10 protein-coding genes and 2 tRNA genes are annotated in these 11,467 nt (G+C 49.5%); 6 read left to right on the top strand and 6 right to left on the bottom strand.

The annotated features are described in order from the left end of the window. Window position 1 precedes the first annotated feature (1 nt). Window positions 2–77, bottom strand: a tRNA-Val gene (locus tag H9644_RS10985). Window positions 78–335: 258 nt separating this feature from the next. Here H9644_RS10985 and gltX point away from each other — a divergent pair. Continuing rightward, window positions 336–1,751: a glutamate--tRNA ligase gene (gltX, locus tag H9644_RS10980; protein ID WP_191774556.1), complete on the top strand. Its 1,416-nt coding sequence runs from the start codon at window positions 336–338 to the stop codon at window positions 1,749–1,751. 52 nt (window positions 1,752–1,803) lie between these two features. Here gltX and H9644_RS10975 read toward each other — a convergent pair whose 3' ends face one another. Together H9644_RS10975 and H9644_RS10970 are read right to left on the bottom strand one after the other, a co-directional pair. Beyond that, a complete protein-coding gene (locus H9644_RS10975) occupies window positions 1,804–2,196 on the bottom strand; it encodes a MerR family transcriptional regulator (RefSeq protein ID WP_225221366.1) in 393 nt (130 codons plus the stop codon). A gap of 1 nt (window position 2,197) precedes the next feature. After that, entirely contained in the window at window positions 2,198–2,557 is a 360-nt protein-coding gene (locus H9644_RS10970; protein ID WP_214678563.1) for a YfeC-like transcriptional regulator, read from the bottom strand. A 220-nt stretch (window positions 2,558–2,777) separates the two neighbouring features. Here H9644_RS10970 and H9644_RS10965 point away from each other — a divergent pair. Continuing rightward, a tRNA-Ala gene (locus H9644_RS10965) sits at window positions 2,778–2,853 on the top strand. 206 nt (window positions 2,854–3,059) lie between these two features. After that, a complete protein-coding gene (locus tag H9644_RS10960) occupies window positions 3,060–5,249 on the top strand; it encodes a bifunctional diguanylate cyclase/phosphodiesterase (RefSeq protein ID WP_191774555.1) in 2,190 nt (729 codons plus the stop codon). Window positions 5,250–5,476: 227 nt separating this feature from the next. Here the strand turns inward: H9644_RS10960 and nupC are convergent, their stop codons facing one another. Then, entirely contained in the window at window positions 5,477–6,679 is a 1,203-nt protein-coding gene (gene nupC / locus H9644_RS10955) for a nucleoside permease NupC (RefSeq protein ID WP_064526382.1), read from the bottom strand. A gap of 298 nt (window positions 6,680–6,977) precedes the next feature. Here nupC and H9644_RS22060 point away from each other — a divergent pair, with 298 nt between their 5' ends. Then, complete coding sequence (locus H9644_RS22060) at window positions 6,978–7,034, top strand: hypothetical protein (protein ID WP_418134935.1); 57 nt, start codon at window positions 6,978–6,980, stop codon at window positions 7,032–7,034. Then, window positions 7,015–8,253, top strand: a complete 1,239-nt coding sequence (locus tag H9644_RS10950; RefSeq protein ID WP_191774553.1) for an Nramp family divalent metal transporter — start codon at window positions 7,015–7,017, stop codon at window positions 8,251–8,253. Before H9644_RS22060 ends, H9644_RS10950 begins: the two co-directional genes overlap by 20 nt. A 143-nt stretch (window positions 8,254–8,396) precedes the next feature. On the opposite strand, the gene ypeC is transcribed toward H9644_RS10950, so the two are convergent. Beyond that, window positions 8,397–8,723, bottom strand: coding sequence for a DUF2502 domain-containing protein YpeC (gene ypeC / locus H9644_RS10945; RefSeq protein ID WP_000490072.1), 327 nt, complete (start codon window positions 8,721–8,723; stop codon window positions 8,397–8,399). A 114-nt stretch (window positions 8,724–8,837) separates the two neighbouring features. Continuing rightward, window positions 8,838–10,094, bottom strand: coding sequence for an ion channel protein (locus tag H9644_RS10940; protein ID WP_064526386.1), 1,257 nt, complete (start codon window positions 10,092–10,094; stop codon window positions 8,838–8,840). A gap of 204 nt (window positions 10,095–10,298) precedes the next feature. Here H9644_RS10940 and glk point away from each other — a divergent pair, with 204 nt between their 5' ends. Beyond that, a complete protein-coding gene (gene glk, locus H9644_RS10935; RefSeq protein WP_064526391.1) occupies window positions 10,299–11,264 on the top strand; it encodes a glucokinase in 966 nt (321 codons plus the stop codon). Window positions 11,265–11,467: the final 203 nt, after the last annotated feature.

Genomic DNA, 11,467 nt, shown 5'->3' with positions numbered 1-11,467 from the left:
GTGGTGGGTGATGACGGGATCGAACCGCCGACCCCCTCCTTGTAAGGGAGGTGCTCTCCCAGCTGAGCTAATCACCCCCGCTGTGTGGAGTCGCATTATAGGGAGAGTTGGAAATGAGTCAACGCCTTTTCTAAAGAAATTGTTCGTTCGTCGTAAAATTAAGCAGGATGATCGCAAAACAGACCGTGTTGCGCAATTTCTCAACGAAAACAATAATGCATCATGTAGCAACCCGAACTACATTGAGGAATCAGGCTGGAGTGATAGAATATCGCCCACTCAATTTTTCCAGGATTTGCCGGTTGTCGGCATCTTTCTAAACGTAAGGCCATTTCATGAAAATCAAAACTCGCTTCGCGCCAAGCCCAACAGGCTATCTGCACGTTGGCGGCGCGCGTACTGCTCTTTACTCCTGGCTTTTTGCACGTAACCACGGCGGTGAGTTCGTGCTGCGTATTGAAGACACCGATCTTGAGCGTTCCACGCCGGAAGCTATCGAAGCCATTATGGATGGCATGAACTGGCTGAGTCTGGAGTGGGATGAAGGCCCGTACTTCCAGACCAAACGTTTCGATCGCTATAACGCGGTTATCGATCAGATGCTGGAAGAGGGTACTGCCTATAAATGCTACTGCTCTAAAGAGCGCCTCGAAGCGCTGCGTGAAGAGCAGATGGCAAAAGGCGAGAAGCCGCGTTATGACGGCCGCTGCCGCCACAGCCATGAACATCACGCTGATGATGAACCGTGCGTTGTACGTTTTGCTAACCCGCAGGAAGGTTCTGTGGTTTTTGACGATCAGATCCGTGGTCCGATCGAGTTCAGTAACCAGGAGCTGGATGATCTGATTATCCGCCGTACCGATGGTTCTCCGACCTATAACTTCTGCGTGGTTGTCGACGACTGGGATATGGAAATTACTCACGTTATCCGTGGTGAAGACCATATCAACAACACGCCGCGCCAGATCAACATTCTGAAAGCTCTGAAAGCGCCCGTACCGGTTTACGCACACGTTTCTATGATCAACGGTGATGACGGTAAAAAATTGTCCAAACGTCACGGTGCAGTCAGCGTAATGCAGTATCGTGATGACGGCTATCTGCCAGAAGCACTGTTGAACTATCTGGTGCGTCTGGGCTGGTCCCACGGCGATCAGGAAATCTTCACCCGCGAAGAGATGATCAAATACTTCACCCTGAATGCCGTCAGCAAATCTGCCAGTGCGTTCAACACCGACAAGCTGCTGTGGCTTAACCATCATTACATTAACACGCTGCCACCGGAGTATGTGGCTACCCATTTACAGTGGCACATCGAGCAGGAAAACATCGATACCCGCAACGGCCCGCAACTGGCGGATCTGGTTAAACTGCTGGGCGAACGCTGCAAAACGCTCAAAGAGATGGCGCAAAGCTGCCGCTATTTCTACGAAGATTTTGCTGAGTTTGATGCCGATGCTGCGAAAAAACATCTGCGTCCGGTAGCGCGTCAGCCGCTGGAAGTGGTACGTGACAAACTCTCTGCAATTACTGACTGGACCGCTGAAAATGTTCATCACGCGATTCAGGCAACGGCGGATGAACTAGAAGTGGGGATGGGCAAAGTTGGTATGCCACTGCGTGTAGCCGTAACCGGTGCAGGGCAGTCCCCGGCACTGGATGTTACCGTTCACGCGATCGGCAAAGCACGTAGCATCGAGCGCATCAACAAAGCGCTGGCCTTTATTGCTGAACGCGAAAAACAGCAGTAATTAGCGTATAAAAAGATAAACGGCAGGAGATAATATCCTGCCGTTTTTTTATTTATGCTGATTCGTCAATATCGAGACGGGCGAGGAAATTGCGAATTCCTTCACGTGACAAAAATTGCGCGACTTTTTGCTGCTCAATGTCAGTCATATTGTCTATCGCGTTGATGATTTGTCGATACGCCGGCGCGCGTGCTCCAGGAGCGTATTCAGCAATTCTCTCTTCTGCTTCCATCAGCATTGGTGTGTTATGGAACGCTGGCGTGTTCTGAATAAACTCGCAAACCTGCGAATCGACCAGAATAAGTCTGGCACGACCTCCTTTCACGCCGGGAAATTTTTCCGTTCTCCAGCTTTTTTCTCTGATCCAACGGTTAACTGTTTGTTTAGCCACACCGAGGCATTCCGCCAGTTCTTCGGTGGTCATTTTATTGCGTAATCTTTTCATATTATTTGCTGTCGCGAATCCCTAAGCGTTGTAATAAACCGATAATCCCTTCCCGCAGAAGCAAGGATGTAAACTGCTTTTGTTCAAGAGGCGTCATCTCTTTCGCCAGCGTCACCAGCAGCACTTCAAGTGGCGTATCTCCAGACAGTTCAGGTGCTTCTCTCTGACCGTCCGGGCGTTCTGCATTACGAATATATTCACGAACTTGTTTATTGACGTGAATCAGACGGGCCTTGCCACCCTGGACACCTGGTTTTGGTGATGTCGTCCAGCCTTGCTTGCGTACCCATTTATTAATGGTCTGGCGGCTATAACCGGTCAGCCTGGCAAGTTCATCTGGCGTCATCCTCTCCTTGAACATAACAATTCCCTGAATGATTGCGGGTCTATTAGTGGTTCATTTTATAACACCACTTTACAAGAAACCGTGACAGGAATAACTACTGAATGCGAGCGACTATCCAAAATAGTTCATTTGCCTGATTTTTCAGCGATTGAAACTACGCGTTGCAATTTGCCGTTGACACATTCGGGCGGAATTCATATGATGCCGCCCGTCAACTCGACAAGCTTTACGTAATGGGGCTATAGCTCAGCTGGGAGAGCGCTTGCATGGCATGCAAGAGGTCAGCGGTTCGATCCCGCTTAGCTCCACCAAATTTCAAACCCTCGCTGCGAAGCGGGGGTTTTTTGTCTCTGCTTTTTGCCGCTTTTGTAATACCGTCTACGCCCCAGGTTAGTGTCGCCTGGTGGGAACATCATTGGATGAAATATCGGCAACAGGCCAGTCCCTGTTTGCTTCGCGATGCGAATAAACTTATTATTTGTGGCCTTAAACCCCGATCAGTGAGAGTAGTGTACTCATGTTTGTGGAGCATAACCTGATAAAAAATATCAAGATATTTACTCTAGCGTTTACGCTCACCGTGGTACTTATTCAGCTATCCCGTTTTATCTCGCCACTTGCTGTTATCCATTCCAGCTATATCTTTCTGGCGTGGATGCCACTGTGCGTAATGCTATCCATATTCTTTATCTTCGGCTGGCGCGGTGTCGTTCCCGTATTAAGTGGAATGTTTTGCACCAATCTGTGGAATTTTCATCTCTCATTTTTGCAAACCGCCGTCATGCTTGGCAGCCAGACATTCGCTGTGCTGTGTGCCTGTGCAATATTACGTTGGCAGTTAGGAACGCGTTGGCGCTATGGATTGACCACCCGAAACGTCTGGCAACGTCTCTTCTGGCTTGGTTTGGTGACGCCGATCGGCATCAAGTGCAGCATGTATCTTGTGGGCAGGTTCTTTGATTTCCCACTAAAGATATCGACCTTTTTCGGCGATGCTGACGCGATTTTCACGGTCGTTGATTTACTAAGTCTTTTCACCGCAGTGTTGATTTACAACATGCTCTTTTACTATCTCACTCGCATGATTGTAAGCCCTCACTTTGCGCAGATATTGTGGCGTAGGGATATTGCGCCGTCGCTGAATAAAGAGAAACGCACATTTACCTTAAGTTGGCTGGCGGCTCTTAGCGTTCTGCTACTTTTGATGTGCACACCTTATGAAAACGACTTTATCGCCGGTTACCTGGTACCGGTTTTCTTTATCATCTTTACCCTTGGTGTCGGTAAACTTCGTTATCCGTTTTTAAATCTTACCTGGGCTGTATCGACGCTTTTCCTCCTGAATTACAACCAGAACTTTTTACAAGGGGTGGAAACAGAATATTCGCTGGCATTTATTCTCGCGGTGCTGATTTCCTTTAGCGTTTGCCTGCTTTACATGGTACGCATTTATCATCGGAGCGAATGGCTTAACCGTCGCTGGCATTTGCAGGCGCTGACCGATCCGTTAACGCTATTACCCAACTTTCGTGCACTGGAGCAATCGCCGGAGCAAGAGGCAGGTAAGAGTTTTTGCTGTCTGCGCATTGATAATCTTGAGTTTATGAGTCGCCATTACGGGTTAGTGATGCGCGTTCATTGTATTCGCTCAATTTACCGTACATTGCTGCCATTGATGCAGGAAAACGAAAAGTTGTATCAATTGCCGGGGAGCGAATTGCTGTTGGTACTGACCGGGCCGGAAACGGAAGGGCGGTTACAGCATATGGTTAACGTTCTCAACAGTCGGCAAATCCACTGGAACAACACCGGGCTGGATATGGGCTACGGTGCTGCCTGGGGACGTTTTGACGGTAACCAGGATACCCTGCAGCCAATGCTGGGGCAGTTAAGTTGGTTGGCGGAACAATCCTGCGTTCATCATCACGTGCTGGCGTTGGATAATCGAGAGGAGATTGCATCCGGGCAGACAACCAAACAGGTGTTGTTACTCAATACAATCCGTAAGGCGTTAGATAAGGGCGATTTACTGCTCTATGCCCAGCCAATTCGCAACAAGGATGGAGAAGGTTACGATGAAATCCTTGCGCGTCTGAAATACGACGGCGGCATAATGACGCCTGATAAATTTTTACCGCTTATTGCCCAATTTAACCTTAGCGCGCGATTCGATTTACAGGTGCTGGAATCCCTGTTGAAGTGGCTGGCAACTCACCCTTGTGACAAAAAAGGGCCGCGTTTTTCGGTCAATTTAATGCCGCTCACTCTGCTGCAAAAGAATATCGCCGCGCGGATTATTCGTCTGTTTAAACGTTACCGTGTCTCCCCGGCGACTGTGATTATTGAGATCACCGAGGAGCAGGCGTTTTCTAACGCAGAAAGCAGTATGTACAATATTGAACAACTGCATAAGTTTGGCTTCCGTATTGCGATTGATGATTTTGGCACCGGCTATGCCAACTACGAACGGTTAAAGCGTTTGCAGGCTGATATCATCAAGATTGATGGCGTCTTCGTTAAGGATATCGTCACTAATACACTTGATGCGATGATAGTGAGATCCATTACCGATCTGGCGAAAGCTAAGTCATTGAGTGTGGTCGCGGAGTTTGTCGAGACGCAACAGCAGCAGGCATTATTGCATAAGCTCGGGGTGCAATATCTGCAAGGGTATTTAATTGGTCGCCCGCAACCATTAGTTGATTAACAGGCGTAAAAATGCCGGGGAATTATCCCCGGCATTTGAGGCTGATGACAAACAAAAATTGCCTGATGCGCTGCGCTTATCAGGCCTACATGGGAATCACAATCTATTGAATTTGCGTTGTTTCGTAGGCTGGATAAGGCGTTTACGCCGCATCCGGCATAAACAAAACGCACTTTGTCAACAAACTGAAGCCGGGGAATTATCCCCGGCTTTTTTAATGGATTAGCTTACAGTACCAGTGCTGCGATTGACGCAGACAGCACACTCACCAGCGTAGAGCCGTAAACCAGTTTCAGACCGAAGCGAGAAACCACGTTACCTTGCTCTTCGTTCAGGCCTTTAACTGCACCCGCGATAATCCCGATAGAAGAGAAGTTAGCGAAGGATACCAGGAACACAGAGAGAATACCTTCAGCACGCGGAGAGAGCGTGGAAGCAATTTTCTGCAGATCCATCATCGCAACGAACTCGTTGGAAACCAGTTTGGTCGCCATAATACTGCCTACCTGCAGTGCTTCACTGGAAGGAACACCCATCACCCATGCAATTGGATAGAAGATGTAGCCCAGAATACCCTGGAAGGAGATGCTATAGCCAAACCAGCCAGTCACGGTAGCAAACAGAGCGTTCAGGGCTGCAATCAGGGCGATAAAGCCGATCAGCATCGCGGCAACGATAATGGCTACTTTGAAGCCTGCCAGAATGTATTCACCCAGCATTTCGAAGAAGCTCTGGCCTTCGTGCAGGTCGGACATCTGAATGTTTTCTTCGCTGGCATCAACACGGTAAGGGTTGATCAGCGACAGCACGATAAAGGTGCTGAACATGTTCAGTACCAGCGCAGCAACGACGTATTTTGGTTCCAGCATGGTCATGTATGCGCCAACGATGGACATAGAAACGGTGGACATCGCCGTTGCTGCCATGGTGTACATACGATTACGGGAGATTTTGCCGAGGATATCTTTATAGGCGATAAAGTTTTCAGACTGACCCAGAATCAGGGAGCTGACGGCGTTAAAGGATTCCAGTTTGCCCATGCCGTTGACTTTGGAGAGCAGGAAACCAATTGCGCGGATAATCACCGGCAATACGCGAATATGCTGGAGAATACCGATCAGCGCAGAGATAAAGACGATTGGGCACAGCACTTTCAGGAAGAAGAAGGCCAGGCCTTGATCATTCATGCTACCAAAGACGAAGTTAGTCCCTTCGTTGGCAAATCCGAGCAGTTTTTCGAACATTTCGGAGAAGCCTTTCACGAAGCCCAGACCAACGTCGGAGTTCAGGAAGAACCACGCCAGTAACACTTCGATAACAAGCAATTGAATAACATAACGGATACGAATTTTTTTGCGGTCGCTGCTTACCAGCAGTGCGAGAATCGCAACAACGGCAAGTGCCAGTACAAAATGAAGGACGCGGTCCATATTTGCTCCAAATATGAGGCAGGTTAAATTTCCGTGCACATTCTATGTAACATGGGTAAGGAAAACGAGATCTGACACACACTATAATGACGTCCTGTGACAAGCTTCAAAAATAGTGAGCTGTCATACATTTCTGCTATGTTGTGTATGGAAGCTGAAAGTTATGTAAATGTGCTAACATTAAACATAACTGTAACATTCAAATCATCAATCTTTTCGTAGCCATAATCCTGGCCTATCAGAAAAATCACCACAACCCATTTAAATGAATTTGATAATCATTCTCGTTTAACATAGCATGAAACATAGCAAAGGCTATGTTTTAGAGGCACAAGATGATGAACTATCGCGTTGAGAGTAGCAGTGGTCGGGCGGCGCGCAAGATGAGGCTCGCATTAATGGGACCTGCGTTCATTGCGGCGATTGGTTATATCGATCCCGGTAACTTTGCGACCAATATTCAGGCGGGCGCCAGCTTCGGCTATCAGCTGCTGTGGGTGGTTGTCTGGGCCAACCTGATGGCGATGCTGATTCAGATCCTCTCGGCCAAACTCGGGATTGCCACTGGTAAAAACCTGGCGGAACAAATTCGCGATCACTACCCACGTCCGGTGGTCTGGTTCTATTGGGTCCAGGCGGAAATTATTGCGATGGCGACCGATCTGGCGGAATTTATTGGTGCGGCGATCGGTTTCAAACTCATTCTTGGTGTTTCTTTATTGCAGGGGGCGGTGCTGACAGGTATTGCCACTTTCCTGATTTTAATGCTGCAACGTCGCGGGCAAAAACCGCTGGAGAAAGTGATTGGTGGGCTTCTGTTGTTTGTCGCGGCGGCTTACATTGTTGAGCTGATTTTCTCCCAACCAAATCTGGTGCAGTTGAGTAAAGGCATGGCGATACCGAGTTTACCGTCCTCGGAAGCGGTCTTCCTGGCGGCTGGCGTGTTAGGGGCGACGATTATGCCGCATGTGATTTATCTTCACTCTTCGCTCACCCAGCATCTACACGGTGGTTCACGCCAGCAACGTTACTCAGCGACCAAATGGGATGTGGCGATCGCCATGACCATCGCTGGCTTTGTCAATCTGGCGATGATGGCAACGGCTGCTGCAGCATTTCACTTTTCTGGTCATACTGGTGTTGCTGATCTTGATGGGGCTTACCTGACGCTGCAACCGCTGTTAAGCAATGCAGCGGCAACGGTTTTTGGTTTAAGTCTGGTGGCTGCGGGGCTTTCGTCAACGGTAGTGGGTACGTTGGCAGGGCAGGTGGTGATGCAGGGATTCATTCGCTTTCATATCCCGCTGTGGGTACGCCGTACGGTAACCATGCTGCCGTCATTTATTGTCATTCTGATGGGATTAGATCCGACACGGATTCTGGTTATGAGTCAGGTGCTGCTCAGTTTTGGTATTGCTCTGGCGCTGGTGCCGCTGCTGATTTTCACCAGTGATAGCAAGCTGATGGGCGATCTGGTGAATAGCAAATGGGTAAAACAAATCGGCTGGATGATTGTGGTGTTGGTGGTAACGCTGAATATCTGGTTGCTGGTAGGAACGGCGTTGGGATTGTAGTTGAATGCGCGTCGCATCTGGCACCACTGGCGGATGCGGCGTAAAACGCCTTATCCGCCCTACGTGTTAAATGGAGCGGGTTTGTAGGCCTGATAAGACGCGCTAGCGTCGCATCAGGCATTGTGCTCCATTGGCGAATGTGTTTAATGGCGATGCCCGTGACCCCGGCCTTTTCCACGATGATCATCACGGTCGCGCCAGCCTTCGCGATAGCCACGCTCATACGCTTTACGCTTATCCCAGCCACGGTGATAGCCATTATCATGACGCCACCAGCGGTTTTTACGCCATTCATAATTACGGTGCCAGTAGTCACGATCGCGCCAGTGACCACCGTCCCAGTAGTTACCATAATGATCGCGATCGCCAATTTGTAATTTAATTGATGGCAGTAAGGTAATTTCACCTGCGTTTGCTGCAAGCGGGGTAAATGCCATCAGGGCGGCCGCCAGAAACAGTGACCTGAACATTGTTATTCTCCTTCACGATCGAAGCCGTCAGCGGCCTGTTAACGCAATATTACGGGGAGGTAAAGCCCCGTTTCATCGCCATAACTCTTAAATCATAAGGGAGAGCATTTTTTGCTAAAGGTTATCGTGGGGGGGCTGTTGCTCTGGACGATTTACGATCATCATCGGTTTCCCTGCCAGTAATAGCCATGCCGGAAGCATGACGATACACAGTAGTGGTAACAATGTGGAATCGGGTACAACGACCGCCGCCATAAACAAACTTAGCCAGCCATCGCGCGTTACTACCAGTACGAGGCCGAGAATAGCGCAGGAGACGGTAATGGCCGCCGGAACTGCGGGGACGTGCGCATGTAGCATCAATCCTAACGCTACGCCGACAAATACCGCCGGGAAAATTCGCCCGCCGCGAAACCCGCTGGCGGCGGCAATGACCAGGGCTGCAAGTTTGATTACCGCCAGCAAAAAGTAATCACTGGTGCTGAAGGCCTGATTTGTCACCATCTGCTGCATCTCGTCCAGCCCTTTAAATAGCGAAATCGGCCCACCAATAACTCCCAAAATACCGAGAATAAACCCGCCAACCCCCAGCATGAGGACCGGATTTTTAATCTGATGCATCATCGCGTGCAACCGTGGGAAACACCAGACTGCAATCATACCCGCCGCAATGGCGATCGCCGTCACAATTGCACCACTGATGATGTCTGCCAACTGCATCTGTCCGTAATGCGCAATGGGCAGTGAAAAATGAGGATGGAAAAATAATCCGGTGGTAAGCGCACCAGCTGCTGCCGCCATTAACGGCGTAAAAAGACGATCCCATAGCGGGACTTCACTACTGCCATTTAAGGTTTGCGAAAAAATCAACGCCGCCGCAACAGGCGTGCCAAACAGCGCGCCGATAGTTCCGGCAGAGGCTAAAATAGTCCACTCCATGCGGTTCACTCGTGGTAACAGACGCGCGCCAATCGCTACCGCGAGGGCGATATTGATGGTCATGATTGGATGTTCCGGCCCGAGACTGACGCCGCCAGCAAGACCGAGAATTAATGCTACGATAAGTCCAGGTAGCGCAGAGGGGGGAACTGGCGCACCAATCAGCGCTTCACTGGCAGGATCCGGCCCGGCATGGCCCCGGCTGAAACGGATGACTAGCCCTACAGCCGCCCCCGTCAGCGTTAATATGCCGATGATCCAGAGCGGTGAATCCTGGGCTATCCCCAGAGTTCCCGGCAGTCGTTGCCAGAGCAGATTCTGTAATACCGAGGCGATTTTCATCACCGCAATCAGAATAAGACTGGACGCAATCCCAATTGCCAGGGCGGGGAGCGATAATAACAACATGGTTCTGGCTCGCGGATGAAGCATGTTCTATTCCTTTATGCGGGTTCAGATACTTAGTTTGCCCAGCTTACACAAAGGCATCGCTGCAATTGGTGCTGAAACGATAAAGTAATTGTGTGACCCAGATCGATATTTACAGGGAGCCCGCCTTTACGGCGTTGTTGTTATGCCCCCATGAATTTACAGTGTGAGAAAGAATTATTTTGACTTTAGCGGAGCAGTAGAAGAATGACAAAGTATGCATTAGTCGGTGATGTGGGCGGCACCAACGCACGTCTTGCTCTGTGTGATATTGCCAGTGGTGAAATCTCGCAGGCTAAAACCTATTCAGGGCTTGATTATCCCAGCCTGGAAGCGGTCATTCGCGTTTATCTTGAAGAGCAAAAAGTCGAGGTGAAAGATGGCTGCATCGCCATTGCTTGCCCAATTACCGGTGACTGGGTGGCGATGACCAACCATACCTGGGCGTTCTCGATTGCCGAAATGAAAAAGAATCTCGGTTTTAGCCACCTGGAGATTATTAACGATTTTACGGCGGTTTCGATGGCGATCCCGATGCTGAAAAAAGAGCATCTGATCCAGTTTGGCGGCGCAGAACCGATTGAAGGCAAACCTGTCGCGGTGTACGGTGCCGGGACAGGGCTTGGGGTCGCACATCTGGTCCATGTCGATAAACGCTGGGTAAGCTTGCCAGGCGAAGGCGGTCACGTTGATTTTGCGCCAAACAGTGAAGAAGAAGCCATTATTCTTGAAATACTGCGCGCAGAAATTGGCCATGTCTCGGCTGAACGCGTGCTCTCTGGCCCTGGTTTGGTGAATCTGTATCGCGCGATTGTGAAAGCGGACAACCGCCTGCCGGAAAATCTCAAGCCGAAGGATATTACCGAACGCGCGCTGGCCGACAGTTGCACCGATTGCCGTCGTGCGTTGTCACTGTTTTGCGTCATTATGGGGCGTTTTGGCGGCAATCTGGCGCTCAATCTCGGAACATTTGGCGGTGTCTATATTGCGGGCGGTATCGTTCCGCGTTTCCTTGAGTTCTTCAAAGCCTCCGGTTTCCGTGCTGCATTTGAAGATAAAGGGCGCTTTAAAGAATATGTCCATGATATTCCGGTGTATCTTATCGTCCATGACAATCCGGGCCTTCTCGGCTCCGGTGCACATTTACGCCAGACCTTAGGCCACATTCTGTAAATCCTTCCTGTTATATCGGGAGGTGACTCTCCCGATAATCTTTTAAATCATATAGTTAATTCAATTTTTCTTTGTGTCTCCTCACAAGGCCGACCTGCGTCACACTTCCGCACTACGGGATTAATTCTCCAGTAAATGCATTATTTATCTGGTAACGGCAATTTGTTTTGCACGTTCATAATTTCATTTGTCAACTATAAACG

The sequence above is a fragment of the Escherichia whittamii genome, from assembly GCF_014836715.1.
Taxonomy (GTDB): domain Bacteria; phylum Pseudomonadota; class Gammaproteobacteria; order Enterobacterales; family Enterobacteriaceae; genus Escherichia; species Escherichia whittamii.
The sequence above is the reverse complement of the archived record's forward strand: the minus strand, read 5'-3'. Positions and strand labels throughout refer to the sequence as shown.